We start from the raw sequence: 26,650 nt of genomic DNA, 5'->3' as shown, positions 1-26,650 counted from the left end.
TTCGCCTGTGTACGTGAGGCATTTCCTGCGGACATCATGCCATAGTCACCCCGCGTCGCGCGCCCGCTGTAGATCGGCGATCGACGACCAGTCCAGGTCTGCTTGTCCGTTGGCCAGCGCCTCATCGAGAACCGTTCGCAGTACCTCGCCGAATGGCAGTCGCGGGCCGGTGTCCGCCGCGACATCGAGTACCAAGCCAACATCCTTGCGGCCCAGGGTAGTTGTGAATCCAGCGGGTTGGTAGGTGGAGGTGGCGATGAGCTTGCCGTAGCTGCTGTACGCCGGGCCCTGGAACAGGGTGCTGGTCAGCAAGTCCACCAGCAGTTCGGAGTCCACGCCGGATCGCTCGGCCATGCTGACGGCCTCACTCAATGACTGGATGGCCGACGCGATAAGGAAGTTCCCGATGATCTTGACGACGTTGGCCTGTCGCGGCACATCGCCCAGTCGCCACGTGCGCGCCCCGATGACGTCGAAGAACGGCTGTGCTCTGTCGATCTGGCCGGTAGCGCCCGCGACCAGCACTTGCAGTTGTCCGGCCTGTGCCACCGGGACCCTGCCGAACACCGGGGCGGCAATGTATCCCACGCCGTGCTCGCCATGCAGTGTGGTGGCCCGGTCGGCCAGCTGGGTGCTTACGGTCGCGAGATTGACATGCACAGCTCCCGCTGCGGACGCGAGAAATCCGGGCGTCAAAAAGGTTTCGTCTACGGCGCGGTCATCGGCCAGCACGGAGAACACCACGCCGGACTCGAATGCCTGCGTGGCCGACTCGAGCGGGCGAGCACCGAGGGCCGCGAGGTCTGCCACGGGACCGGGCGATCGATTCCACACTGATACCTCATGTCCGGCCTGAATAAGATTGTGTGCCAGGGCCTTTCCCATGGCGCCGAGTCCGACGACGGCAATTGTGCTCATTGGTGTGCTCCTGTTTCGGTGGGCCAGGTGGCGAATATTTCGGTGTAGTCATGGCTCATCAGTTCGATGACGGTGCCCCATGGGTCAGTGAGATAGGACATGGTCCACGGTCTGCCCGCAACGACTGGCCGCGGAGCCGTGATGACATGTCCGCCACTTGCGACGGCGGCACGCGTGAGCTCCTCCACATCGGGAACCGTGAGGCACAGATGCCAGGTGCCGCGCCGCGTGTAGTCGACACGTCGGACCGGCGCCGGATCCGTCACGGGATCGATGAATTCGAAGAGCTCGACACCCACGCCATTGTCCGTCTGCAGACCGGCCATTCGAGCCCGGCCGAATCGGGCGTCCAGTCCCGGCGGCAGCTCCCCGGCCGGTCCGGGTTCGAGTGTGCGCGGCCCCATGATGCATTCAAATCCGAATACCTCGTGATACCAGCCGATTGCCGCTGCGATGTCGGGAACGGTAATCCCGATGTGATTGACGAGCATCTCTCCTCCAATTGAACCTGTTGAGACGGTTCCAACGTAGATCACCTTTGATGATCTGTCGAACCGGTTAAACTAGTTCGCATGACAGGGGATGCGCGGGCGATCTTCCGGCTGGACAACGCGGTGCTGGCGTTCCGGTTCACCGCGACCGTCTTCGACCGTGCCGGGGCGTCGACCGAGCGGCTCACCGATCCGGGACGGCTGAGATTGTGGTTGCACGCCAATGGGCTGGATTTCTCGGACGCAACGCTGACCGAAGGTGACCTGGCCGCCGCCACGGAACTACGTGAGAGCATTCATCGTGCGGGTACCGCGGTCGCGGATGGCGGCAGGATCGCGTCGGCCGCGGTCCGCACGTTGAATGCGTTCTCCCGAACCGGAAGTGCGCACCGGTTGCTGGAGAACGGCGAGGCGGTCTGGCGGGGTTCGAGCATCGCGGACGCGTTGTCGGTGATCGCCGCCGATGCCATCGAGACGCTGGGCGGGCCCGAACGTGATCGGGTGAAGGCGTGCTCCGATAAGCACTGCCGCGGTCTCTATGTCGATACCAGCCGGGCCAATAACCGTCGCTGGTGCAACATGAACACCTGCGGGAACAGGGCCAAAAAGGCTGCGATGAGCCGCGTGCGCGAAGAGCGTTAAACCCGATGAGCCGCGTGCGCGAAGAGCGTTAAGCCTGATGAGCCGCGTGCGCGAAGAGCGTTAGACCCGGTGACAGACCGGCGTTAGTGGGCGTGCATGACACCCCACGCAGGCAGGGGATCGAGGTAGTCGCGCCAGGCCTGCGGTCCGGCCGCCAGTTCCTCGTCGGTGAGCACTGCGGACTCCAGAAGATGCTGCACGCGCGGGCGGTCCAGTCGTACCCCGATGAAGACAATCTCCTGGCCCGGCGCGACCTCGGTGCCGTGCCAGAACTGGGCTGGTTCGATCGTCAGGTTCGGCCCCGCCTGCGACCAGATCGCGGCGATGTCAGGGCGGCTGGCGATCCAGCAGAATCCCTTGCTGCGCAATAGTCCTTGCAGAGATTCCAGGGCCGTGTTGAGGCGCTGCGGATGAAATGGCCGGTCCGAGCGAAAGGTCATACTGCTGATGCCGTATTCCTCGGTTTCGGGCGTGTGTCCGTCGGCGATCTCCTCGTCCCAGCCGGGTGTTTGTGCGGCTAGATCGGGATCGAACAACCCCGTTTGCAGCACGAGGTCGAGGTCGACGGCGCCGCCGGTGGAGCGCACGATCGTCGCCGACGGATTGAGGCGGCGCAGCAGCGTCTCCACCATCCCGAGGGTTCGTTCGTTCACCAGATCCACCTTGTTGAGGATCAGCACGTCGGCGAACTCCACCTGGTCGGTGAGCAGATCGGCGATGGAGCGGCCGTCCCCGTCGGCGGCGGCCATATCGCGGTCGGCCAGCGCCTCGCCGCGTGCCAGCTCGGGCAGGAAGGTGGAGGCGTCGACGACCGTCACCATGGTGTCGAGTTTGGCGACTTGCCCGAGGCTGGTTCCGTCCTCGAACTCCCAGGTGAATGAGGCAGCCACGGGCATGGGTTCGGAGATGCCTGTCGACTCGATGACGAGCTGGTCAAATCGGTTCTGCCGGGCCAGGTCTCCGACTGCTTCGATCAGATCCTCGCGCAAGGTGCAGCAGATACACCCGTTGGTGAGCTCGACGAGCCGTTCCTCGGTGCGGTCCAGGTGTCCTGTGCCCGCAACGAGGGCGGCGTCGATGTTCACCTCGCTCATATCGTTGACGATCACCGCGACGCGGCGCCCCTCGGTATTGGCGAGGATGTGGTTGAGGAGGGTGGTTTTTCCCGCTCCGAGGAATCCGGAGAGCACGGTTACGGGTAAGAGCTGGGCTGTGGTCACATGTTAATGATAACCATTATCATTAAGAAGTCGACGCCAGGATGCCCTTCAGTGTCTCGCGGCCCTGAGAATCCAGCGGGAGCAACGGGCGCCTCGGGTCGCCGACGGCATGTCCCTGCAATTCCAGTCCGGCCTTGACGGTGGTCGGTAACCCACCCGCGACGATGAACTGCAGGAGCGGCTTGAGCCCCTTGTAGATCGACGCGGCGTCATCGTGGCGTCCGGCGCGCACGGCCTCGTAGAGATCCAGGCACGGTTGTGGGGCCAAACATGGTGCGGCGGTGCACCATCCGGATGCGCCGGCGTTGAGTGCGTCGAGCACCAGGGGATTGCTACCGTTGTAGAAGGGCAGTTGTCCGTCGCTGAGACGTTGGATGTCGAGCATCCGGTTGAGGTCGCCTGTCGACTCCTTGACCATGGTGAAATTGTCGATATTGCCGAACATCGACACCAGGAGTTCAGGTTTCATGTCCACGCCGCTGGTGGCAGGGTTGTTGTAGGCCATCACCGGAATGTCGATGGCTGCTGCCACGGAGGTGTAGTGCTGTGCGATCTCGCGATCGCTGAGCTTCCAGTACGACACCGGCAGCACCATCACCGCGTCGGCTCCGGCCTGCTGGGCGTGACGTGCTCGCCGAATGGTGTTGGCGGTAGTCAGATCCGAAGCCCCAACAATGACGGGCACCCTCCTGTTCACGGCCGCAACCGCGGTATCGACGACGGCGTCGAATTCGTGTTCCTCAAGATAGGCGGACTCGCCGGTGCTACCGAGCGGCGCGATGGCGTGGGCCCCGTCCTCGACGAGCCGGGACACCAGTTCGGCGAGTCGATCGGTGTCCACGGTGTCGTCGGGAAAGAAGGGGGTGACGGGGTACGCGATGATTCCGTGGAACTGCGGCGCGGATGTCATGCGGTCTTCCTTAGGGTCTCGGGGTGATTGGCGAGTGCGGTGCGGGCGTAGTAGGCGAAGTTGGCGATGCTGCGCCTGGGGGTGAGCGTCCAGTCATGGGCCTCGCGGGCCAGCCGGTCGGGAAGGGGCGCGATGGTTCCCGCCGCCATGGCGGCTAGCTGGAGCCGCGCACCTCTTTCTATCAACACCGCCAGCGAGCAGGATTCTTCGACGGAAGCGCCGGCGACGACGTGACCGTGGTGGGCCAGCAGTATCGCCTTCTTGTCGCCCAATGCGGCCGAGATGATCTCGCCCTCTTCGTTTCCGACGGGCACGCCCGGCCAGTCGGGCAGGAACGCGCAGTCGTCATATAGGGGTGCGATATCCATCTGCGACACCACGAGCGGCGTCTCCAGCATGGACAGGGCCGCGACATGGAATGGGTGGGTATGCACGATGCACTGCACGTCAGGGCGAGCGCGATAGATCCAGCTGTGGAATCGGTTGGCGGGGTTGGCCATTCCGGATCCTTCGAGGACTTTGAGGTCCTCGTCGACGAGTAGCAAGTTTTCCTCGGTGATCTCGTCGAACCCGAGTCCGAGCCGTTGCGTGTAGAAGGTGCCTGGTTCCTCCGCGCGTGCAGTGATTTGTCCGGCGAGCCCGGAATCATGTCCGCGGTCGAAGAGCGCGCGGCAGGTGAGCGCGACCTTTTGCCGTGTGGTCCACTCCGAGTCGGAGAAATGCGCCTCCATGCTGCGCTCGGCGCGATCCATCAGGTCGGACTTGGTGTCGTGAAGTGTGCTGGCCATTTTCCGTGCTCCTTTCTGGTCTCGGGCTGTTCCACCATCACCGTAGGACACAAAGTGTCATATAGTCAACAATGTTGTCTTTGGTTGTCGTTAGTGGTCGATAAGACCCTTCGTGTCACACTGACCTGATGACATCGCTGGTTCGTGCGCTGCGCCGGGAACGGGGGCTGACCCTGGAAGAGCTGGGTAGCCGCACGGGCCTGACCAAGAGCTACCTATCGAAGGTCGAGCGCGAACACAGCACCCCGTCCGTATCCGTCGCCATGCGCATCGCGCGGGCCCTCGACGTCGATGTCAGTCGCCTGTTCACCAACGACGCCCACGAGTCTCGGGTGGTGGTGGATCGCGGAGCGGATGCATGGGATGACAGCAAGTTTCACGCGTTGAGCACCGAGATGCTCGGCAAGATCATGACGCCGTTCCTGGCCAGCCCATCCACGGAATTCGCGGAACACAAGTCTTCCCACGAAGGGCAGGAGTTTGTCTTCGTGCACCGCGGATCCATTGAGTTGCAGTGTGAGGACGTCAGTTATGTCCTCGACGAAGGCGACAGTGCCTACCTCGACGCCACCCGCACCCATCGGATTCGCCGCACGTCGCAGGCGCCGGCCCTGGTGGTCATCATCGCCGCGACCTAGACACTATGCGGCGACACTATGCGGCGCGGAAGCTCATCGCGGCGCCGTTCATGCAATAGCGCAACCCCGTAGGTTTGGGGCCGTCGTCGAAGACGTGGCCCAGATGTCCCGAGCACCCTGCCGCAGAGACGACAACCAGCGGGAAAGACCTCGCGGTTACTTGGCTCTGCCGCGCGCCCCGCGGTAGTAGCGCACCAGCGCATCGGTGGAGCTGTCGGTCTGCTTCGCGGGGGAAGCGTCATCGGTGATGACGGGCAGCAGGGCGACGGCCTGCTTCTTACCCAGCTCCACCCCCCACTGGTCAAAGGAGTCGATGCCCCAGACCGTACCCGCGGTGAACACCTCGTGCTCGTAGAGTGCGATCAGCTGGCCCACCGTCGAGGGTGTCAGCTTGCTGGCGAGAATTGTTGTGCTGGGGCGGTTTCCGGGCATTACCTTGTGGGGGACGATACTCGGCGCGGTGCCCTCGGCGGCAATCTCCTCGGCGGTCTTGCCGAAGGCCAGCACCTGTGTCTGCGCAAAGAAGTTGCTCATCAGCAGGTCGTGCATGCTGCCGAGGCCGTCGGCGGTGGGCAGATCGTCGGTGGGTTCGCTGAAGCCGATGAAATCCGCCGGGATCAACCTGGTGCCCTGATGCAGCAGTTGGTAGAAGGCATGCTGGCCGTTGGTTCCGGGCTCGCCCCAGTAGATGTCGCCGGTATCGACCGTCACGGGTGCGCCATCGGCCTTCACCGACTTGCCATTGGATTCCATGGTCAGCTGCTGCAGATACGCCGCGAACCGCGCCAGGTCATTCGAATAGGGAAGCACCCCACGTGACTGTGCACCAAAGAAATTCGAGTACCACAGACCTATGAGGCCCAGGAGCGCCGGCGCGTTCTCTTCCAGGGGCGCGGTGCGAAAATGTTCGTCGACGGTGTGGAAGCCGGCCAGGAATTCACCGAATGCCTCACGTCCGATCACCGCCATCACCGAGAGGCCGATCGCCGAGTCCACCGAGTAGCGACCGCCAACCCAATCCCAGAAGCCGAACATGTTGGCGGTGTCGATTCCGAATTCCGACACCAGCTTCGCGTTGGTAGAGACGGCAACGAAGTGCTTGGCGACGGCGTCGTCGCCGAGTGCATCCACGAGCCAGCGCCGTGCCGCGGTCGCGTTGGTGAGCGTCTCCAGCGTCGAGAACGTTTTGGAGGCGACGATGAAAAGTGTTGTCGCGGGGTCCAAGTCGGCGAGCGCGGCCACCAGATCGGCGGGATCGACATTGGAGACAAATCGCGCCGAGATCCCGGCGTCGGCGTAGTGACGCAGTGCCTGGTAGACCATCACCGGTCCCAGGTCGGATCCCCCGATCCCGATGTTGACGACGGCGGTAATGCGCTGCCCGGTGGCCCCGGTCCACTCGCCGCGGCGTAGCCGGTCGGTGAAGTCGCCCATGGCGTCGAGCACCTGGTGCACATCGGCGACCACGTCCTGCCCGTCGACCACCAGCTGCGCGTCGCGGGGCAGGCGCAGCGCGGTGTGCAACACCGCGCGGTCCTCGGAGGTGTTGATATGCGCCCCGGCGAACATGGCGTCGCGGCGCTTCTCGAGATCGGCCGCCCTGGCCAAATCGACCAGCAGCGACAGGGTTTCACGGGTCAGGCGGTGCTTGCTGTAATCGATGTACAGATCACCGACGGTAACGGTCAGGTCGCGTCCCCGGGTCGGGTCGTCGGCGAAGAAATCTCGAAGGTGGGTGGAGGCGATCTGCTTGTGATGAGTTTCCAGTGCCTGCCACGCCGCTGCGAGTGTCATGCGACCGAGCCTAGTAGTGGTGCGCAGGGGCTGCAGGGCTGCCTACTGGTTGGCGCAGGTGACCCATCGACTGCTGATTCGGGCGAACCCGGCGATACCCGTCTTGGTCTCGGTCTTCCCACCGGCCGATGCGGTGATCGACACTCGCGACGAGGCGGTATCGCCATTGACGACCGACTTTTCCACCTTGTCCACGGCGATCTTCAGATCATCGGGTTGTCCCTCAAGGTCCTCGTCGGTGATCGTCACGCAGGACAGCGCGTTGAGCACGTCGAGGTTCTTGGCGCCGAGCGCGGCGTAGAACGCCTTGAGTACATTGGTGAGCTCACGCTCCTCGTCCTTGGTCGCCTCACGTGGCACCGACGAAGTGGTGGGGCCCGGCACCGAGATGCTGGTGGTGGCCGGCCCCGTGGTCGACGTCGTGGCCGAGGTGGAGCGTCCGGTACTGGTGGTCGTGCCGGGGGAGCTGGTGGCGGTACTGCTGCTGATGCTGCTGCTCGTCCTGGTCCGTGACTTTGTCGCGGTTGTCGTCGTGCTGCTCGTCGGCGCCTCGGGGTTCACGAGAGGCACGCCCAGCTTCACGGTGGGACGCGATTGCGGTGTGTCTTCGATGGTCCGGTTGTTCTCAACCCAGAGGCCCGCCGCGACCGCCGTCACCGCGACCAGGCAGACCGCCAGCACCCCGATGACGATCGTGGTGGAGTGCCTGGCGACGAACCTGCGCGTAGGTGTCGGCTCGGAAGCGACGGCGGCCTCCAGGTCGTAGTCCACCGACTCATCCTCGGCTTTGCCGTCCTTCGGTACGGGTTTGTCCGCGGCGCCGGGTTTGTCCTCGGGCTTGTCCTGGGCCTTGTCTTGGTCGCTCAACGGATCCCTCCCTTGTCGGTTCCAGCCGGGATCAGTGTCCCAATCTGCCGCGGCCCAGACGCAGCAGCAGCATGGCGAGAGTATGGCCTTCCTGGCCCAGCTCGCTGAAGCGTTCGAGAACCTTCATCTCGCGGCTGTGCACAAGGCGCGGGCCACCCGAGGCCATCCGGGCCTTACCGATTTCGCGGGAGACCTCGGTGCGGCGCTTGATCGCGTCGAGGATCTCCGCGTCGAGGCGGTCGATCTCCTTGCGCAGCTCGTCGATATCGGGCACGGGCCCGGCCGCTTTGTCGATACCTTTTTGGCTGGCGTTCTCGGTCATTTGAGTAGTCATTCTGTCTCACACTTTCTCTTGGAGCGGTCGATCCGCAATGCCGCCCCGGAATCCGGCCTCACAAGAGAGGAGCCCCGTAGTCCGGTAGCGGACTGCGGGGCTCGTGAATCGGCTAGACCACGGGCACCGGAGTCCGGTACCCGTAAAAAAATCGCTGCTGGTGGTCAAGCACATCGAAGAGTCTAGCCGACATGTGATGAACGCTCGCGGGAGGAGCGTCAGGCCGAGGTTGTCCCTCGTCAGCGGTAAGTTAGATCGGTCATGGCTATACCTGATTCTCGTCACCCAAGCGGCTCATCGGCCCTTCCGGAGCCCGCGCTCTTCGATATGCCCAGCGCCGCGAGTTCCCACAGCGATGTGTTGCTCGACGGCCTGAACCCCCAGCAGCGGGCTGCCGTCGCCCACCAGGGGTCGCCGCTGCTCATCGTCGCCGGCGCCGGGTCCGGCAAGACCGCGGTGTTGACCCGCCGGATTGCTTACCTGCTGGCCGAGCGGGACGTGAGCCCGGGACAGATCCTGGCCATCACCTTCACCAACAAGGCGGCCGCCGAGATGCGCGAGCGTGTTGCCGCAATCATTGCCAACCGTGTGTCGTCCATGTGGGTGTCGACGTTCCACTCCAGCTGCGTGCGCATCCTGCGGAACCAGGCCTCGCTGCTGCCCGGAATGAACTCCAACTTCTCGATCTACGACTCCGATGACTCGCGGCGGCTGCTGCAGATGATCGGCCGCGATATGAGCCTGGACATCAAGCGCTACTCGCCCCGGCTACTGGCGACAGCCATCTCCAACCTGAAGAATGAGCTCATCTCGCCGGAGCAGGCGGTGGCCAACCTCAGCGTCGACGATGACGCCGGTGAGCTACGCGGGGATCTTCCGCAGATCGTGGCCGATGTGTACGGCGAGTACCAGCGGCGCCTGCGTACGGCGAACGCTCTGGACTTCGACGATCTCATCGGTGAGACCGTCGCCGTACTGCAGCAGTTCCCGCAGATCGCGCAGTTCTACCGCCGCAAGTTCCGGCACATTCTGGTTGACGAGTACCAGGACACCAACCATGCCCAATATGTATTGGTCCGCGAGCTGGTAGGCGCTCACGTGGACCGCACGGTTGATCCGGACAGTCCGGAACCGGCGGAGCTGTGCGTGGTGGGTGACGCCGACCAGTCCATTTACGCCTTCCGCGGTGCCACGATCCGCAACATCGAGGAATTCGAGCGCGACTATCCGAACGCGAAAACCATTCTGCTGGAACAGAACTATCGGTCTACGCAGAACATCTTGTCGGCGGCCAATGCGGTCATTGCCAAGAATACGAACCGCAGGGAAAAGCGGCTGTGGACCGATTCCGGTGAAGGCGAGCTAATCGTTGGCTATGTCGCGGACAACGAACACGATGAAGCGTCCTTCATCGCCCGCGAGATCGACGGACTCTTCGATCGCGGCGACGCCAACTACGGTGACGTCGCGGTCTTCTACCGCACGAACAACAGCTCCCGGTCGCTCGAAGAGATCTTCATCCGAACTGGCATCCCGTACAAAGTTGTTGGGGGAGTGCGGTTCTACGAGCGCAAGGAAATCCGCGACATCGTCGCCTACCTGCGGGTGCTGACCAACCCGGGCGATGCGGTGAGCCTGCGGCGGATCCTCAACACTCCCCGCCGGGGCATCGGGGACCGGGCCGAAGCGTGTGTTGCCGTACACGCGGAGAGCGCTGGTATCGGTTTCGGGGAGGCACTCGCGGATGCCGCCGCAGGCAAGGTCGCGATGCTGAACTCCCGCTCGGAGAAGGCAATTGCCGCTTTCATGGACATGCTCGACGAGATCCGCGCCACCCTACGCACCGATCCGGGGGCGTTACCGGATATCGGCGATGTGGTCGACGCCGTGCTCAACCACACCGGCTATCGATACGAACTGGAGAACAGCAGCGACCCCCAGGAGCTGGCGCGTCTCGATAACCTCAACGAATTAGTCAGCGTCGCACACGAATTCAGTGCAGATGCGGCAAATGCCCAGGCCGCCGGGGAAGATCTGCCGGTCGACGACGAGGATGTCGGTGCGCCCCCGGGAAGCCTCGAGGCGTTCCTGGAGCGAGTGTCACTGGTCGCCGATGCCGACGAGCTGCCCGAATCGACCGCGGGTGTGGTCACGATGATGACTTTGCACACCGCCAAGGGCCTGGAGTTCCCGGTAGTCTTCGTTACCGGCTGGGAGGACGGCATGTTCCCGCACATGCGTGCGCTCGGCGATCCGGTGGAGCTGGCCGAGGAACGTCGCCTTGCCTACGTCGGGATCACGCGGGCGCGTCAACGGCTGTACCTGAGCCGGGCCAAGGTGCGTTCGTCGTGGGGGCAGCCCATGATGAATCCGGAATCGCGCTTCTTGCAAGAGATCCCGCAAGATCTGATCGAATGGCGGCGCACCGATCCGCTGCCGGGGCGTATCGCGACCGGTGCCGGAAGCTACGGCGGCGGGGGCTATGGGTCCAGTGGATCACGTGGGGGATTTGGCGGTGGCGCTGCGGTGCCATCTGCGAAGAAGCGCACCAAGCCGCTGCTGGTGCTGGAGCCCGGTGATCGGGTGAGCCACGATAAGTACGGGCTGGGCAAGGTCATGGAGGTGACCGGTGCCGGCGAGGGCGCCACCTCGCTCATCGACTTCGGCAGCGACGGGCGAGTGAAGCTGATGCACAACTTCGCGCCCGTGCAAAAGCTCTAGAACAAAAACGCCGAGGGTGAGCAGCGCTGCTCACCCTCGGCGTTGAAAGCTGTGAATCAGTCGCCGAAGCGGCTAAAGGTAAGGCCCTTGTTGGCCAGCCAACCCTGCGGGTCGATGCGTTGCGAACCGCCCAGCAGCACCTCGAAATGCAGGTGCGGACCGGTGGAGTTACCGCGGTTACCGATGGTGGCAATGCGATCACCCGCCATCACACGCTGACCCACAGATACTTCCCAGGTGTTGATGTGGCCGTACAGGGTCACGGTGCCGTCCGAATGGCGGATCTTGACCCAGGCGCCATAACCGGCTGTGGGACCCGTCGCGATCACGACACCATCCGCGGCTGCCACGATCGGAGTGCCGATGCTGTTGGCGATATCGATCCCGCCGTGCAGGGCGCCCCAGCGGTATCCGAAGCCGGAGGTGAACGTTCCGTTCGTGGGCATCACGAAGCGAGGAGCCAGCAGACGCTTTTCGCGGTCCGCGCGCTCGGAGGCGAAAGCCGTGGCCTTCGCCAGCTGCTCATCGGTGATCGAGGCGTCGGTGGCCAACGGAGCGGAGATCAACTGCGGCCCGTGGGCGGCCATCACCGCTGCGGAAGTGCCCAGCGCCAGGCTGTGATGGTCCGCAGCCGTCGCGGCGTCATGCTCACTGATCGCGGTGTATCCGGCGGCGGCGGCAGCACCGGCGGCCATGGCCGCCAGGGCGATGCGTGTCTTGCCTACCTGACCGATCTCGCGGCGGCGGTGTGCACCTCCGCTGCTGATCCTGGGCAGCTTGTCGGTGGGGGTGTCGCGAGGATCTCTGGTGCGTGCGGCGGAAGCGGCGAACCAATCCGCCGTGGCCTCGATGGAGGCGCGGATCCGATCGGCCTCGTCGGTGTCTTCTACCCAGTCCTGCTCGATCTGGGCGAGAGCGATCTGATGCTCGGTCTCGGCGCCCTCTTCGGGAGCGTCCTCATAGACGTCGTAATCCTCAAGCTCGGGGCGTTCCAGCGCGTCACTCAGGCCGAATTCGTCGATCGGCACGATGTTGGTGATCTCGTTCTCGCTCGGTGCCGCGCTTCGATCACCACGCGTGCGTGTCGTTCGATGCTGTGTCAATACCCTGCCAGTCTTCCGTTCGGCGTCACTATCTAGCGTGACCAAAACGTGATCTAACCCAAGAGAAGGTAACGGTTAGGCAAGGGGAGTCGCAACTCAATGCGCGGAAACGCATATAAATGTGACTTGTGTCACGAAGTCGCTGATAGGGCTCCCGAGCCCGGGCATCGTTGCCGAATCTCGCCGGGGCTACCTCACCACAGATCATGGCCATTTGGCGACCCTTCGTGACCGAACTGAAACCGGTTACAGACGCGTTCGAGTCCTACCGGCGGATGGCCAGCTGGTGAATTCTCCGACTGACCAGGTGGTGAATTCGGCCACTTACTCAGAAGTAGTGAGGGGCCTCGCTGTGGCCTTGGCTACAGTCCCTAGTGCAATAGTGCCGACCCGACGTTCGATGAGGAAGATGGGCTAGCTAGATGGATCTTTTCGAGTACCAGGCCAAGGAGCTGTTCGCTAAGCACAATGTGCCGACGACGCCCGGCCGGGTTACCACCACCGCCGAGGATGCCAAGGCGATCGCCGAGGAAATCGGCAAGCCGGTGATGATCAAGGCGCAAGTCAAGGTTGGTGGACGTGGCAAGGCCGGTGGTGTGAAGTACGCCGCCACTCCCGATGACGCTTTTACGCACGCGCAGGACATCCTGGGCCTGGACATCAAGGGCCACATCGTCAAGAAGATCCTCGTCGCCGAGGCCAGCGATATCGCCGAGGAGTACTACATCTCCTTCCTGCTGGATCGCGCAAACCGCACCTACCTGGCCATGTGCTCGGTAGAGGGCGGCGTGGAGATCGAGGTGACCGCCGAGGAGAACCCCGACGCGCTGGCCAAGGTGCCGGTCGACGCGGTCAAGGGTGTCGACCTGGCGCTGGCGCGTGAGATCGCCGAGAAGGGCAAGCTGCCCGCCGAGGTGCTGGACGCCGCTGCGGTAACCATCCAGAAGCTGTGGGAGGTGTTCGTCGGTGAGGACGCCACCCTGGTGGAGGTCAACCCACTGGTGCGTACCCCCGATGATCAGATCCTGGCCCTGGACGGCAAGGTCACCCTGGACGGCAACGCCGACTTCCGTCAGCCCGGCCACGCCGAGTTCGAGGACAAGGACTCCACCGATCCGCTGGAGCTCAAGGCCAAGGAGCACGACCTCAACTACGTCAAGCTCGACGGTCAGGTCGGCATCATCGGCAACGGCGCGGGTCTGGTCATGTCGACTCTCGACGTGGTCGCCTACGCCGGCGAGAACCATGACGGCGTGAAGCCCGCCAACTTCCTGGACATCGGCGGTGGCGCCTCGGCCGAGGTCATGGCCGCCGGTCTCGACGTCATCCTGGGTGATTCACAGGTCAAGAGCGTCTTCGTGAACGTGTTCGGTGGCATCACCGCGTGCGACGCGGTCGCCAACGGCATCGTCGGAGCCCTGAAGACTCTCGGTGACACGGCCAGCAAGCCGCTCGTGGTCCGTCTCGACGGCAACAAGGTCGACGAGGGCCGCGCGATCCTGGCCGAGTTCAACCATCCGCTGGTCATCCAGGCCGAGACCATGGACGCCGGTGCCGACAAGGCCGCCGAACTGGCGAGCAAGTAAGGGAGCTTGAATCAATGTCTATTTTCCTGAACAAGGATTCGAAGGTCATCGTCCAGGGCATCACCGGCGGTGAGGGCACCAAGCACACCGCGCTGATGCTCAAGGCCGGCACCCAGGTCGTGGGCGGCGTCAATGCCCGCAAGGCCGGAACCACGGTGTCTCACAAGGACTCCGAGGGCAACGATGTCGAGCTTCCGGTTTTCGGTTCGGTGGCCGAGGCCATTGAGAAGACCGGCGCCGACGTGTCGATCGCGTTCGTACCGCCCGCGTTCTCCAAGGATGCGATCATCGAGGCCATTGACGCCGAGATTCCGCTGCTGGTCGTCATCACCGAGGGAATCCCGGTGCAGGACAGCGCATATGCGTGGGCGTACAACCTTGAGAAGGGCAACAAGACCCGCATCATCGGTCCCAACTGCCCCGGCATCATCACCCCCGGTGAGGCTCTGGTCGGCATCACGCCGAACAACATCACCGGCACCGGTCCGGTCGGTCTGGTGTCGAAGTCCGGCACCCTGACCTACCAGATGATGTACGAGCTGCGCGATTTCGGTTTCTCGACTGCCATCGGCATCGGCGGCGACCCGGTCATCGGCACCACCCACATCGACGCCATCGAGGCGTTCGAGAAGGACCCGGAGACCAAGATCATCGTGATGATCGGTGAAATCGGTGGTGACGCCGAGGAGCGTGCGGCCGATTACATCAAGGCCAACGTGTCCAAGCCGGTCGTCGGCTACGTCGCGGGCTTCACCGCCCCCGAGGGCAAGACCATGGGTCACGCCGGCGCCATCGTGTCCGGCAGCTCGGGTACCGCGCAGGCCAAGAAGGAGGCCCTTGAGGCCGCCGGGGTGAAGGTCGGTAAGACGCCGTCCGAAACCGCCAAGCTGGCGCGCGAGATCCTGCAGAGCCTGTAGCGGCTTACGTACACAAGGACCCCGACCGGATCTCCGGTCGGGGTCCTTGCCATTTCGGCTGTTGTCGGCATGGTGGCCGAAATCGCGCCTCCGGTAGCGCCTTTCGTCTCTCTGGAGGTGCCGGATCTACTGTCAGGCGATATTGGGTTTCGTTCAATGAGATTGTGTGACTTACGCATGAATAATCGGAAGACGGGGCATTGGCGCCCCTGGTGACCGGCTACCTTCTCGGTTCGTGGGCCTCTCGTTCGACACATCCGGGCTGGTGCCGAGCGTTGACGGCTGGTACGACCCGGCGACCGGCGATCAGTTCTGGGCCTCGGACTCGCGCGGCCCTTATCTGTCGGTGCCGCTACAGGATCTGAGCGTGGTGCGCCGTGCGCTCGTAGAAACGGTGCTCCATCGGCGCGCGGGCGTCATAGAGGCCTATATCGTTGGCGTCGACACGCTCCCGGGCCTGCTGTATGTGGTGAAGGTTCCGAAAGCTGATGGCCCGCAAGGACTCACCTTCATGGCCTCGATAGTCGTTCCGCGCGCACATTCGTATGCGATGGTCTGCGGGGCATTCGCAGAGGGGCCGGTGACCGGGGTGCGCGAGGCCACCGTGCTGGAACAGCTGCTGGCGGTTGGTGAACCGTCATCGCACATGTGGCCCCCGCACCCGTACGCGCCCGACCTCGAGCCGGGCATTCCGTACAACATTGCCGACGAAATATGTTGGGACGGTAAGTTTCCCGATCATCCGCTGTCCCGTCTGCGTCGATGGGTGGCGCGGGTGACGCCAACCATCAGGGTGGAGCAGAAGTTCGCCGCGCTGCCGCCGTTCTCCGTGCACTAGGCGAATGCGGCCAGTTTTCCGGACAACCGTTCGATATATGCCCGCACCTCGTCCTCGGAGCGATCGGGCATCCCGAAGATCGCCTCGGTGACACCCAGTTCGCGCCACGCGGCGAGCTGCTCGGGGTCCGGCTTGCCCGCCAACACGTAGATCAACGGTTCGCCCGCACGGCCTGCCGCTGTCCACTCCGCCTTCAGTGCCACGATCTTGCCGGTGATGTCCTCATCGCGGGGGGTGGACATCCAGCCATCGGCGTTCTTGGCGATCCATGTGAAGTTCTTCTCGGTGCCGCCCGCGCCCACGATCACCGGCACATGCTTTTGCACCGGCTTGGGCCAGGCCCAGCTGGGGCCGAAGTTGACGAATTCGCCTGAGTAGCTCGCCTCTTCGTTTTCCCAGAGCTTGCGCATCGCCTCGATGTACTCGCGCAGCATGGTGCGACGACGGCCGGCGGGGACATTGTGATCAGCCAGCTCATCGGTGTTCCAGCCGTATCCGACGCCAACAGTGACCCGACCACCACTCATGTGGTCAAGGGTGGCAATCGATTTGGCGAGGGTGATGGGATCGTGCTCGACGGGAATCGCGACCGCGGTGGCAAGCCGGATCTTTGACGTGACCGCACACGCAGCGCCGAGGGACACCCACGGGTCCAGGGTGCGCATGTAGCGGTCATCGGGTAGTTCCGCGCCGCCGGTGCCGGGGTGGGCGGCTTCTCGCTTGATGGGGATGTGTGTGTGTTCGGGAACGTAGAAGGTGCTGAACCCGCCGTCCTCGGCCGCCTTGGCGGCGATGTCAGGGGAGATGCCGCGGTCACTGGTGAACAGAACAAGCCCGTAGTCCATTCACCAATTAGAACGTGTTCCAGTTTTGTTGTCGAGGGTGGGGCCGAATCCCGTCGGGAATGGATCACGGTGAGTCAGACGGATGACCGCCCGAAGGTTTCGCTGTTTGCATACCTTCATGACGACCGAACGGATATCCGACCACGTCACATTCGCTTACTGGGTACCCAACGTCAGCGGTGGGCTGGTCACCAGCACCATCGAGCAGCGTACTGACTGGGGTTACGACTACAACGTCGCTCTCGCGCGCACAGCCGAGAGAAACGGCTTCGAATATGCGCTCACCCAGGTGCGTTACGAGGCCAGCTACGGTGCCGAGTACCAACACGAATCCACCAGCTTCTCCCTTGCTCTCCTGCTGGCCACCGAGCGGCTCAAAGTGATCGCCGCCGTTCATCCGGGGCTCTGGCAGCCGGGTGTGCTCGCCAAGCTGGGCGCGACCGCCGACCACTTGTCAGGCGGGCGCTTCGCCGTCAACGTGGTTTCCGGATGGTTCAAGGACGAATTCACCCACTTGGGCGAACCGTGGTTGGAGCACGACGAGCGGTATCGGAGAAGCGGCGAATTCCTCCAGGTTTTGCGCAAGATCTGGACCGAGGATGACGTCGACTTCCGGGGCGACTTCTATCGGATTCACGACTTCACGCTGAAGCCCAAGCCGCTGCACACTCCGGAGCTTTTCCAGGGCGGCAACTCGACGGCCGCTCGGCGCAACGGCGGTCTCTACTCCGACTGGTACTTCTCCAACGGCAAGGACTTCGCCGGTATCACCGACCAGATCGTGGAGGTCCGTGACCACGCCCGAACCGTCGGCCGCGAGGTCAACGTCGGCCTCAACGGTTTCATCATCGCCAGAGACACCGAGGCCGAAGCGCGCGAGGTATTGCGGGAAATTGTTGCGAAAGCGAACCGCCCCGCCGTTGAGGGTTTCCGCGCGGCGGTTCAGCAGGCGGGCTCCGCCACCGGCGACAAGAAGGGAATGTGGGCGGATTCCTCGTTCGAGGACCTCGTGCAATACAACGACGGATTCCGTACTCAGCTCATCGGCACCCCGGAACAGATCGCCGAGCGGATCGTCGCCTACCGGCGGCGGGGCGTGGACCTGATCCTGGGCGGGTTCCTGCATTTCCAGGAGGAGATCGAATACTTCGGGGCGAAGGTGCTGCCACTGGTTCGCGAGATCGAGGCGGCCGAGGTTCAGGAAACCCACAGCGAATCTCGCGTACCGGTTTTGAGCTAACCGATGCGCCTCGGCCGTGTCTGGCCATTGTCTCGGCTTGTCCTTGCCCCAGCCAGGGCAACGGTGCAGTAGCGTGGAGGCGATCCACCCGAGACCACGACCGAAACCGTGATGTAGGAGATGTAATGACGTATTCGACCGGTGGGCCCGGATACCAGCCCGCGCAGCCGTCCAATCCGTACGGCACCCCGTCCTTTGTGGCCGAGCCCAACACGGGCGCGCTGGGGGTTTACCTGCCCGGTGGTGTCCTGGTGCTGAGCCTGATCGGCTTCATTGCCGGCTTCGGGCCGTTCTACACCGGGAAGGCCAGCTCGGGGACGTCGGGAAGTTTCGGCGGGTTCGACCTTCTGGCCTTGTCGCCGGTCTTCGGTTTCGCGCAGTTCGCTCTGCTGATCGCCGGTCTGACCGCGGGTGTCTCGCTCCTTTCAGGCAAGGACGACAAGCAAGCTCCCGTCGCAATCCTGTCGATCGTCGGATTCCTCTTCGTCCTCGGCGGTCTGTTCGGTAACCCGTTTGCCGCCGCCTTCGGCGAGGTCGGCATCGGATGGGGCCTGATCACGCTCGCCGTGGTGTCCGGCCTGCAGGCCGCGGCCGCCGTCTACGCCCTGCTCAGCGAGGTGGGCGTTGTCAAGGCCAAGACTGTCTCTCCGGCGACCAACCCCTTCGGCAGCCAGTACCAGCCGCAGCAGAGCCAGTACTACAACCCGGCTCAGCAGCAGCCGCAGCAGCAGCTTCCCAAGCAGGGGCAGGGTTACGGCCAGGCCGGCGCCCAGGGTTACGGCCAGCAGCAGGGCTTTGGCCAGCAGGCCGCTCAGGGCTACGGCCAGTCCGGTGCTCAGGGTTACGGCCAGCAGCAGCCAGCTCCCGCGGCGCCGCCGTCGTACGGTGGTGGCTACGGTCAGCAGCCGCAGTCGGCGCCCCCGACCCCGCCGCAGGGTTTCAGCAGCTCCGGGTTCACCCCGCCGTCAGCGCAGCCGGCCCAACAGGCCGGATCGTCGCAGCCGACCCAGCAGTACCCCACCTTTGGTGGGGCCAGCGGTCAGGCTCCCGGTGGTGAGCAGCAGGGCGGCGCGGGCACTGGCAGTGGTTCGGCCTCTGCCTCTGCCAGCGGTGACGATCTGTTCGGCACCTCTCGTCCCTCCAACTAGACGGTGTTCACTGCCGTGATCGGCGCGTGAATCAAACCTCGCGCGCCAATCCCGCACAGGCTCGCGCACTGCTGACGGTTGCCTTTGGCCCGTCAGCAGTTGCGTTGGTCGTCATTGCGGCAATCGTCTTGGTGCAGTTGGTGATTGCCAACAGCGATATGACTGGGGCGTTTGGTGCGGTGGCCAGCATGTGGCTGGGCACTCATCTAGTACCGATCTCGATCGGTGGGCGAGTCATCGAGGTGCTGCCGCTGCTGCCGACGGGTGCGATGGTCTGGGGTGTTGCCCGAACGGTCGCCTCGGCACTCGCGCCTACCGCTTCCTGGTACGTGGTCCGCTGGGTGATCGCTTCGGCACTGGCCGGTCCACTCTTGATGACGGCGATATCGCTGGCGATCATCCACGACGCCTCGACGGTGCTGACGCAGCTGCAATCGCCGAACGCCTTGCGCGCATTCGGTTCTGTCCTCGGAGTTCATGCGGTAGGTGCAATTGTCGGCGTCTTGCTGAGGGTTGGCAGGCGGCTCGCGGCGGTCCTCGAGCTGCCGTCATGGCCGATGGAGGCCGCTCGTGGCGCTATTGCCGGCGTACTCGCACTGTTCGGCCTGTCCGCGGCCGTGACAGCCGGGTCACTGGTGGTCCACTGGGCGACGATGGATCAGCTGTACTCGGTCACCAACGACTTCGTGGGTCAGCTGAGCCTGACGGTGCTGGCCCTCCTCTACGCGCCCAACGTCATTCTGGGTGCGTGCGCGCTGGCGGTCGGATCCAGCGCACATGTGGGCACCGCGGCCTTCAGCGCGTTCGCCGTGTTCGGTGGCCAGCTGCCGGCGGTGCCGATCCTCGCGGCGGTGCCCACGCCACCGCTCGGTCCCGCATGGGTGGCACTCATGATCATCGGTGCGGTGTCCGGGGTGGCCGTCGGCCAGCAATGTGCGCGCCGGCCCACGCCATGGCCCACCGCCATCCACAAAGTGGTCACGGCGGCGCTTCTTGCGGCAACATTCCTGGCGATCGCCGGAAAGCTCGCCGGTGGACAGCTGGGCAACTTCGGGCGCCTCGGGATCGACCAGGGCACGTTCGGCCCCGGAGTGTTCTTCTGGTTCCTGGTCATCGGCCTGTTGACGGTGTTCATGCTGGGCGGTGCCACCCGTCTCCCCGCCAAGGCGCGGCCGGAGCCGGTGCCCGAGCCAGAATCCGTCCCCGCGCCAGAGCCGCAACCTGAACCCGCGCCTGAATCCGAGCCTGAACCTGAACCCGCGCCTGCACTGGAACCGGAGACGCCACCCGAAGCAGAACTCGAAGCCGGCCCCGAGAGCGACTCCAGCGACCCTCCGGAACCGGCCAAGTGAGCAGCCCGGCTACGCTCAGCGGCGTGTCGGTGTCGGATTCTCTTCGCGCAAGCGGCTCCTCGGAGCCCAAGCGGCCCGTGGAGATTGCCCCGTCTGCCCCCGCGCGTGTCGTGGTCCTGGCGTCCGGTACTGGCACCCTCCTGCGCTCCTTGCTGGAGGCGGCCACGGGTGATTTCCCCGCTCGGATCGTCGCCGTGGGCACCGACCGGCAGTGCGATGCCCTCGGAATCGCCCTGGGCGCGCAGCTCCCTAGCTACACCGTGCGGCTCGGTGATTACGACACCCGCGAACAATGGGACGCCGCGATCACCGACGCGACGGCCGCGCACCGTCCGGATCTGGTGGTATCGGCCGGGTTCATGAAGATTCTTGGACCACAGTTTCTTTCGCAGTTCCTGGGGCGGGTCATCAATACACACCCCGCGCTACTGCCATCCTTTCCCGGCGCGCATGCCGTGCCTGAAGCGTTGGCGCACGGGGTCAAGGTCACCGGTTGCACGGTGCACCTGGTCGATGCCGGGATGGATACCGGGCCGATCCTTGCGCAGCAGGCAGTCCCTGTCCGCGGGGGCGACGACGAGGCGAGCCTGCATGAACGCATCAAGGTGGTGGAACGGGCGCTGCTGGTAGATGTGCTGGCCGCGGTGGCCACCAGAGGTTTGACATGGAACGGAAGAAGGGCCTCCATCAAGTGAGTACGCAGCGACCCGTACGGCGGGCATTGATCAGCGTCTACGACAAGACCGGATTGGAAGAGCTCGCCAGCGGGCTGCACGCCGCCGGTGTGGAACTGGTGTCTACCGGATCCACTGCGAAAACCATTGCAGCCGCATCAATTCCGGTGACACCCGTGGAAGAGGTCACCGGGTTTCCGGAGGTATTGGACGGCCGGGTGAAGACCTTGCATCCGCACGTGCACGCCGGCGTCCTGGCCGACACGCGCCGCGAGGAACACCTCACTCAACTCGAGGAGCTGGGCGTCAAGGGCTTCGAGCTGGTGGTGGTCAACCTGTACCCGTTCGCCGCCACGGTGGCCTCGGGTGCCTCCGAGGACGAATGCGTCGAGCAAATCGACATTGGCGGACCCTCGATGGTGCGCGCCGCCGCCAAAAACCACCCCAGCGTGGCGGTAGTCGTCGACCCCGCCGCATATGGCGAGGTGCTGGCTGCCGTCTCTGCCGGGGGGTTCACCCTGGAGGCGCGGAAGACCCTGGCGGCCAAGGCATTCCGTCATACGGCCGAGTACGACGTGGCCGTGGCCGGCTGGCTGTCGGCCGTCGCGGAGCCCGAGGGCGCGGAGCTGCCCGCGTGGATCGGCGGGACGTGGAACCGCTCGGCGGTGCTGCGCTACGGAGAGAACCCGCACCAGCAGGCGGCCTTGTACACCGGTGCCGCGGGGCATGGTCTGGCGCAGGCCGAGCAGCTGCACGGAAAAGAGATGTCGTACAACAACTACACGGATGCCGACGCAGCCTGGCGCGCCGCGTGGGACCAGGACAAGGCCTGTGCGGCAATCATCAAACATGCCAACCCGTGTGGTATCGCGGTGTCGGACATATCGATTGCCGATGCGCATCTCAAGGCCCACGAATGTGATCCGTTGAGCGCTTTCGGCGGGGTAATAGCCGTGAACCGTGAGGTGAGCGTGGAGATGGCCGAGCGGGTCGCCGACATCTTCACCGAGGTGATTGTCGCGCCCGGGTATGCAGACGGCGCGGTGGAGGTGCTGAGCCGCAAAAAGAACGTGCGTCTGCTGCGCGTGGCCGAGTCGCACGCCGGGCGCACCGAGTGGCGACACATCAGTGGTGGTCTGCTCGTACAGGAGCGCGACGCGCTCGACGCCGAGGGCGACGACCCGGCCAACTGGAACTTGGTGGCGGGCGCCGCCGCGGACGCGGACACGTTGGCGGACTTGGTTTTCGCCTGGAGAGTGGGACGGGCCGTCAAGTCCAACGCGATCGTCGTCGCCTCCGGCGGCGCCACCATCGGTGTCGGTATGGGGCAGGTCAACCGGGTCGATGCCGCGCGATTGGCAGTCTCACGAGGTGGGGATCGCGTCTCCGGTGCGGTCGCGGCCTCGGATGCGTTCTTCCCCTTCCCCGACGGCCTGGAGGTGCTGACGGAGGCCGGAGTGCGCGCGATCGTGCATCCAGGTGGGTCGATGCGCGATGAGCTGGTGACCGATGCCGCCAAGGCCGCAGGAATCACGTTGTACACCACCGGAGCACGCCACTTTGCCCACTAGGGTGCAATAAGAGGGAGAGCCAATGGTTCAGCCCAGTTTGGATTGGCCGGGCGAGCCATTGCGCTCGCTGATGTGGACGCTGCAGGCCTGGGTGATCACCATGGTGGTCTTCTTGGCGGTGGCCTTTGTGATCGCTCGCTTGACTCAGTGGGGACAACAGTTCTGGCGGGTCAACGCGCCTTTCTTCTGGGGGCGCGAGGCCTGGCGCACCTGGGCCCTGGTGGCGTTCATGATGTGGCACACCGTGTACATGGCACGCGTGACGGTCATCTTCACGTACCAGTACAAGGACCTGATGAATGCGTTGCAGGTCGGTTCGGAGGCGCTCGTCACTCATGACTCCGCACTGCTGGCGGACGCGCGTCAGGCGTTCTTCACGTCATTCGCGATCAGCGGGGTGTTGGTCGTACTCACCGTGACGTACACGGTGGTGGATCTCTTCCTGCGGAGAGTTCTCGCCATCCGGTGGCGGGTGTGGCTCAACACGCGACTCGTCGACGACTGGATGAGTAAGGACGCTTTCTACCGCAACCGTTTTCTTGATACTCCGGTGGAGAACCCGGACCAGCGAATCCAGATCGATATCGAGACGCACACCACCAAGTCGGCGGATCTGGTTCTCGGCGCGGTGAACAAGACCCTCCTGATCGTCATGTTCACCGGGGTGTTGTGGCAGCTCTCGGGCCCGCTGCTGCTGTGGGGAGTCGAGATCCCGCGCGCCATGGTGTTCATCGCGTTCGTCTTTTCGATCACCGTGACGGTCCTTGCGTTCTGGATCGGCCGGCCCTTGGTGCGGCTGAATTTCTTGAACGAACGATTCGGCGCGAGTTTCCGCTACGCGTTGGTGCGTCTGCGCGACAGCGCGGAGCGCGTGGCGTTCTACCGTGGCGGTGAGCGTGAACGCAGACTGCTGCATGCACGCTTCGCCGACGTCATCGCCAACATGTGGCGGATCGTCTTCGCGCAGCTGCGGCTGAACGGCTGGAATCGCGGTGTCGGCGATGTGACAACGGGGATGATCCCGTACATCGTGCAGGCACCACGGTTCTTTACCGGGCAGATCAAGGTGGGAGACCTGCTGCAGACCGTCGCCGCCTTCGGAAGCGTCTGCGGCGCAATGTCCTTCTTTCGGGACAGCTATGACGAATTCACCGTGTATCGGGCCGCGCTCATGCGCATCGACCAGATGCTCGACAGCGATCACCGTGCCCGCGAGCTGCCGCGGATCGACGTAACCGGCGTAGATGACGCGCTGACCCTCACTGGCGTCCATGTCCGAGATCTGCAGGGACTGGACATGATCGCCGACCTTAACCTCGAGCTGACCGCGGGTGGCAGCGTCGTCGTCAAGGGCCCATCGGGATGCGGTAAGACGACCCTGCTGCGCAGCCTGGCGCAGCTGTGGCCGCAGGCCACAGGTTTGGTTGCGCGTCCCGACGGGTGGGCGACTCTGTTCCTGCCCCAGCTGCCGTATCTGCCATTGGGCAACCTGCGTGAGACCGTGGTGTATCCGCTTCCGATGGAGGAAGTTTCGGACGAGACGCTGAAGCAAACTCTGCGTGATGTCTCGCTGGGGCATTTGACCGAGCGCTTGGACGAGGAAGCCGACTGGGCGGCCGTGCTCTCGCTGGGCGAGCAGCAACGGGTGTCCTTTGTACGGGTGCTGCTGGTGCAGCCGAGGGTGGTGTTCCTCGACGAGTCGACCTCGGCCCTGGACGAGGGGCTGGAGGATGCGATGTATGCGCTGGTGCGGCAACGGCTACCCGACTGCGTGGTGTTCAGCGTGGGGCATCGGTCGACGATCGACCGTCATCACCAGTCGCGGTTGCAACTGACGGGTAGCGGCGCATGGGAGCTCGTCGCGCTTCCCGAGTAATGCCCGAGTCTGCGTCCCACGACGGTTCTGGGGCACAAACCGTCGTGAGATGCAGACTCGGCGGTCGCGGGGGAGATGTGGGTGGGAACTTTTGGCTACGGCCGTACGACTGATCTAGTGACGGCGCCTGCGGGCTGGGCGTACGTCCACCGCGGTGGCTCCACGCGACGGATGTCGCCACGGTGCGTCTGATGAGTTGGGCAGTTAACCGTTGAATGAAAGGAACCGCCATGCGCGATATCGCCGTTGAGATCGTTGTCGAGGACGATGAAATCGTCACCGCGACGGAAATGGTTGCCAGCCACTAAGAGTGGACGCCGGGCGTGCGTGGCCGTCCCACTGGCCACGCACGCCCGGACGCAAGCACGGAGGCGGAACAGTGTTCGTCCATGACCCCCGCTGGCGGCAATTCGTCGCGGACCAGGCCCCTCACTATGAGGAAACGGTCTTCATTCCCGGGCTGGTTCCGGATCAGGGTGTGATCACCGATCGGATAGCGTCGGCAGTGACTACGGCGACCACGGTCGGAGGAAAAGGATTGCGGCTGCGCGCCTTCCGGGGCAGCGAGTTCGACTTCAAGCTCACCGAGCGACTCTCGCGTATCGCGCCGCGAGGTGCGCAGCCGTTGACCGAGTGGCTGGCCGAGAACGCCGACGGTCGTCCCGCATGCGTCGCTATCAACGACGTCTCCTCTTGGGATTTGGGTCTTGCCGCGTTGTCTCAGGCCGTGGTGCGCAGCTTGGTCCCGGACCGCGACCTGGTGTCCGGCGCGGATATCTATACCTTCATCGCCGATGTGGAATGGACACCCTTCGGAATTCACAAGGATGACGAGCCATCGTTGATCTTCCACCTGGGCCCGGGCCACAAGGAACTCTGGGTGTGGCCGGCGGACGGGATCGACCAACATCAGCTGTTCGAGAACCCGTCATTGGGCAAGGTCTCATTCGACTTCGACCGATTGCTACCCGGCGCGAGCCGCTACACCCTGCGCCCGGGCGACTTTGTGTGCATTCCCCGTGGGCGTTACCACCTCTTCCGCAACGGAGGTCCCTCGGTGTTTCTGGGGGTCACACTCTTTCCGCCAAACATCCGAAAATCGTTCTCGGACTTGATGACGGACCACTTCGGTGCGCGGCTGGACGCGGCGGGCGAGCCGCGTAGCTTCGAGGATGTCCGTCAACTGGTGATGGAGACCCTTGGTGCCCCTGAAGCGATATCCGGATTGGCGACAACGATGGAACTGGTGGCGACCAAGCAGCGCACCGCCGGATATCTGCGGGCACCGAAGGTGGCGGCCTTGCGTGACGATGATCCTCCCGTTGCTGCCACATTCGGCTGGGCATACCCCGGAGTGGTGCAATCAATCATCTGTGCGGATCGGACCCACCTGGTGGCCCGTGGTCGGGATATCACGTTCGGCGGGGTGGTGAACCTTGACGGACTCTTAGCGCTCGGCGAGGGGTTCACCGTGAGTGATCTTGATGCAGTCCTTGCGGCAGAACTGGATATCGACCGGCGCCGTCAGGTTGTGAATGCACTGTGGCGCTTCGGCGCTCTGGATCTTGTTAGCGCTCTCCGAGCGCCTCGCGCCGCTTGCGCCGCTTCCGCTTGACGTTCACGCCGCCCCACAACGAGAACCCCTTGACCGTCACATGCGGGGCGCCCTGTACGCCACGGCCGCTCGCCGAGTGATCGAAGCCGCCCATCACCGCGACGCCCGTGACGTCCACGTTGAGCTCGGGCGGCAGGAGGATCGTCTGGCCGCCCATGATGGAGAAGGAGCGGATCTCCACTTCGTTGGAGGTGAAGTCGGCATACCGCAGGTCCAGCACGCCGCCACCCCATAGTGCGAAAGAGGTGAGCTTGCCGGGTACGTTCCAGCGGCCGCGCCGTTCAAATCCGCTCATGATCGCCATCAGCACCGTTGAGGGGGCCGGCTTGCTGTCTTGACCGCGAACTTGAGAAGTAGCAACCGCGGGCAGATCTGCGCTGAGCTGATCAAGCTCACCGTACGTATTTGCCGAGTACACCTTGGCGAGGCGCTCCTCAAACTCGGAGAGCTCCAGCCGACCCTGCGCGGCGGCGTCGGATAACAGCTGCGCGACGCGCATGCGATCGGCGTCTGCGGCCCGCATCGATGCGGTAACCCGCTCAGGGAGGTTGCTCATCACCGC

General features: G+C 64.2%; 24 protein-coding genes and 1 pseudogene. 13 read left to right on the top strand and 12 right to left on the bottom strand.

Annotated elements, in window-relative coordinates:
• Window positions 1-45 precede the first annotated feature (45 nt).
• Together AC5Y5C_RS20710 and AC5Y5C_RS20705 are read right to left on the bottom strand one after the other, a co-directional pair.
• A complete protein-coding gene (locus AC5Y5C_RS20710; protein ID WP_499975901.1) occupies window positions 46-918 on the bottom strand; it encodes an NAD(P)-dependent oxidoreductase in 873 nt (290 codons plus the stop codon).
• Window positions 915-1,409 carry a VOC family protein gene (locus AC5Y5C_RS20705; RefSeq protein WP_499975900.1) on the bottom strand — a complete coding sequence of 165 codons (495 nt, stop codon included), beginning with the start codon at window positions 1,407-1,409 and terminating at the stop codon, window positions 915-917. The genes AC5Y5C_RS20710 and AC5Y5C_RS20705 overlap by 4 nt, the downstream gene beginning before the upstream one ends.
• 81 nt (window positions 1,410-1,490) lie before the next feature.
• Between AC5Y5C_RS20705 and AC5Y5C_RS20700 the strand changes: the two genes are divergently transcribed.
• Complete coding sequence (locus tag AC5Y5C_RS20700) at window positions 1,491-2,051, top strand: CGNR zinc finger domain-containing protein (RefSeq protein ID WP_499975899.1); 561 nt, start codon at window positions 1,491-1,493, stop codon at window positions 2,049-2,051.
• 83 nt (window positions 2,052-2,134) lie between these two features.
• Here the strand turns inward: AC5Y5C_RS20700 and AC5Y5C_RS20695 are convergent, their stop codons facing one another.
• Genes AC5Y5C_RS20695 through AC5Y5C_RS20685 form a run of 3 tightly spaced genes read right to left on the bottom strand, consistent with a single transcriptional unit; the run spans window position 2,135 to window position 4,969 of the window.
• Complete coding sequence (locus tag AC5Y5C_RS20695) at window positions 2,135-3,271, bottom strand: GTP-binding protein (protein WP_499975897.1); 1,137 nt, start codon at window positions 3,269-3,271, stop codon at window positions 2,135-2,137.
• Between the two features lie 22 nt (window positions 3,272-3,293).
• On the bottom strand, window positions 3,294-4,181 hold the full coding sequence (locus tag AC5Y5C_RS20690; protein WP_499975895.1) for a dihydrodipicolinate synthase family protein: 888 nt from the start codon (window positions 4,179-4,181) through the stop codon (window positions 3,294-3,296).
• On the bottom strand, window positions 4,178-4,969 hold the full coding sequence (locus tag AC5Y5C_RS20685) for an aldolase (RefSeq protein WP_499975894.1): 792 nt from the start codon (window positions 4,967-4,969) through the stop codon (window positions 4,178-4,180). Before AC5Y5C_RS20685 ends, AC5Y5C_RS20690 begins: the two co-directional genes overlap by 4 nt.
• A gap of 128 nt (window positions 4,970-5,097) precedes the next feature.
• Between AC5Y5C_RS20685 and AC5Y5C_RS20680 the strand changes: the two genes are divergently transcribed.
• A complete protein-coding gene (locus tag AC5Y5C_RS20680) occupies window positions 5,098-5,607 on the top strand; it encodes a helix-turn-helix domain-containing protein (RefSeq protein WP_499975892.1) in 510 nt (169 codons plus the stop codon).
• Window positions 5,608-5,623: 16 nt separating this feature from the next.
• Here AC5Y5C_RS20680 and AC5Y5C_RS20675 read toward each other — a convergent pair.
• The 4 genes and pseudogenes from AC5Y5C_RS20675 to AC5Y5C_RS20660 all read right to left on the bottom strand — a co-directional run.
• Window positions 5,624-5,737, bottom strand: a pseudogene (locus tag AC5Y5C_RS20675) (peptide-methionine (R)-S-oxide reductase); the annotation flags it as partial.
• A gap of 26 nt (window positions 5,738-5,763) precedes the next feature.
• Window positions 5,764-7,401, bottom strand: coding sequence for a glucose-6-phosphate isomerase (gene pgi, locus AC5Y5C_RS20670; RefSeq protein WP_499975891.1), 1,638 nt, complete (start codon window positions 7,399-7,401; stop codon window positions 5,764-5,766).
• A 42-nt stretch (window positions 7,402-7,443) separates the two neighbouring features.
• Window positions 7,444-8,268 (bottom strand): hypothetical protein, encoded by an 825-nt coding sequence (locus AC5Y5C_RS20665; RefSeq protein ID WP_499975889.1) that lies wholly within the window; start codon window positions 8,266-8,268, stop codon window positions 7,444-7,446.
• 31 nt (window positions 8,269-8,299) lie between these two features.
• Entirely contained in the window at window positions 8,300-8,590 is a 291-nt protein-coding gene (locus AC5Y5C_RS20660) for a chorismate mutase (RefSeq protein WP_499975887.1), read from the bottom strand.
• A gap of 339 nt (window positions 8,591-8,929) precedes the next feature.
• Between AC5Y5C_RS20660 and pcrA the strand changes: the two genes are divergently transcribed.
• The gene (gene pcrA / locus AC5Y5C_RS20655; protein WP_499976114.1) at window positions 8,930-11,323 is read left to right on the top strand and encodes a DNA helicase PcrA; all 2,394 of its coding nucleotides are present in this window, start codon (window positions 8,930-8,932) and stop codon (window positions 11,321-11,323) included.
• A gap of 56 nt (window positions 11,324-11,379) precedes the next feature.
• Here pcrA and AC5Y5C_RS20650 read toward each other — a convergent pair whose 3' ends face one another.
• On the bottom strand, window positions 11,380-12,426 hold the full coding sequence (locus AC5Y5C_RS20650; protein ID WP_499975885.1) for a M23 family metallopeptidase: 1,047 nt from the start codon (window positions 12,424-12,426) through the stop codon (window positions 11,380-11,382).
• Window positions 12,427-12,848: 422 nt separating this feature from the next.
• Here AC5Y5C_RS20650 and sucC point away from each other — a divergent pair, with 422 nt between their 5' ends.
• The 3 genes from sucC (at window position 12,849) to AC5Y5C_RS20635 (ending at window position 15,767) form a co-directional block, all read left to right on the top strand.
• Complete coding sequence (sucC, locus tag AC5Y5C_RS20645; RefSeq protein ID WP_499975883.1) at window positions 12,849-14,012, top strand: ADP-forming succinate--CoA ligase subunit beta; 1,164 nt, start codon at window positions 12,849-12,851, stop codon at window positions 14,010-14,012.
• Window positions 14,013-14,026: 14 nt separating this feature from the next.
• The gene (gene sucD, locus AC5Y5C_RS20640; RefSeq protein WP_499975881.1) at window positions 14,027-14,929 is read left to right on the top strand and encodes a succinate--CoA ligase subunit alpha; all 903 of its coding nucleotides are present in this window, start codon (window positions 14,027-14,029) and stop codon (window positions 14,927-14,929) included.
• A gap of 235 nt (window positions 14,930-15,164) precedes the next feature.
• Window positions 15,165-15,767, top strand: a complete 603-nt coding sequence (locus AC5Y5C_RS20635) for a hypothetical protein (RefSeq protein ID WP_499975879.1) — start codon at window positions 15,165-15,167, stop codon at window positions 15,765-15,767.
• On the opposite strand, the gene AC5Y5C_RS20630 is transcribed toward AC5Y5C_RS20635, so the two are convergent.
• Entirely contained in the window at window positions 15,764-16,612 is an 849-nt protein-coding gene (locus AC5Y5C_RS20630; RefSeq protein ID WP_499975877.1) for an LLM class F420-dependent oxidoreductase, read from the bottom strand. The two genes, AC5Y5C_RS20635 and AC5Y5C_RS20630, sit on opposite strands and share 4 nt — an antisense overlap.
• 118 nt (window positions 16,613-16,730) lie before the next feature.
• On the opposite strand from AC5Y5C_RS20630, the gene sfnG reads away from it, so the two are divergent.
• The 7 genes from sfnG to AC5Y5C_RS20595 all read left to right on the top strand — a co-directional run bounded on the left by sfnG (window position 16,731) and on the right by AC5Y5C_RS20595 (window position 26,088).
• Window positions 16,731-17,852: a dimethylsulfone monooxygenase SfnG gene (sfnG, locus tag AC5Y5C_RS20625; RefSeq protein WP_499975874.1), complete on the top strand. Its 1,122-nt coding sequence runs from the start codon at window positions 16,731-16,733 to the stop codon at window positions 17,850-17,852.
• A gap of 125 nt (window positions 17,853-17,977) precedes the next feature.
• Window positions 17,978-19,000: a DUF5336 domain-containing protein gene (locus AC5Y5C_RS20620; protein ID WP_499975871.1), complete on the top strand. Its 1,023-nt coding sequence runs from the start codon at window positions 17,978-17,980 to the stop codon at window positions 18,998-19,000.
• Between the two features lie 26 nt (window positions 19,001-19,026).
• Window positions 19,027-20,352 (top strand): cell division protein PerM, encoded by a 1,326-nt coding sequence (locus AC5Y5C_RS20615; RefSeq protein WP_499975868.1) that lies wholly within the window; start codon window positions 19,027-19,029, stop codon window positions 20,350-20,352.
• Window positions 20,349-21,047 carry a phosphoribosylglycinamide formyltransferase gene (gene purN / locus AC5Y5C_RS20610; protein ID WP_499975864.1) on the top strand — a complete coding sequence of 233 codons (699 nt, stop codon included), beginning with the start codon at window positions 20,349-20,351 and terminating at the stop codon, window positions 21,045-21,047. Before AC5Y5C_RS20615 ends, purN begins: the two co-directional genes overlap by 4 nt.
• The gene (gene purH / locus AC5Y5C_RS20605; protein WP_499975860.1) at window positions 21,017-22,597 is read left to right on the top strand and encodes a bifunctional phosphoribosylaminoimidazolecarboxamide formyltransferase/IMP cyclohydrolase; all 1,581 of its coding nucleotides are present in this window, start codon (window positions 21,017-21,019) and stop codon (window positions 22,595-22,597) included. Before purN ends, purH begins: the two co-directional genes overlap by 31 nt.
• Window positions 22,598-22,619: 22 nt before the next feature.
• Entirely contained in the window at window positions 22,620-24,473 is a 1,854-nt protein-coding gene (locus AC5Y5C_RS20600) for an ABC transporter ATP-binding protein/permease (RefSeq protein WP_499975856.1), read from the top strand.
• A gap of 379 nt (window positions 24,474-24,852) precedes the next feature.
• Window positions 24,853-26,088, top strand: a complete 1,236-nt coding sequence (locus AC5Y5C_RS20595; RefSeq protein ID WP_499975852.1) for a hypothetical protein — start codon at window positions 24,853-24,855, stop codon at window positions 26,086-26,088.
• Here the strand turns inward: AC5Y5C_RS20595 and AC5Y5C_RS20590 are convergent.
• Complete coding sequence (locus AC5Y5C_RS20590) at window positions 26,042-26,644, bottom strand: DUF1707 SHOCT-like domain-containing protein (protein ID WP_499975847.1); 603 nt, start codon at window positions 26,642-26,644, stop codon at window positions 26,042-26,044. The two genes, AC5Y5C_RS20595 and AC5Y5C_RS20590, sit on opposite strands and share 47 nt — an antisense overlap.
• Window positions 26,645-26,650 lie beyond the last annotated feature (6 nt).

The sequence above is a fragment of the Mycobacterium sp. NGS15 genome (assembly GCF_059813245.1).
The sequence above is the reverse complement of the archived record's forward strand: the minus strand, read 5'-3'. Positions and strand labels throughout refer to the sequence as shown.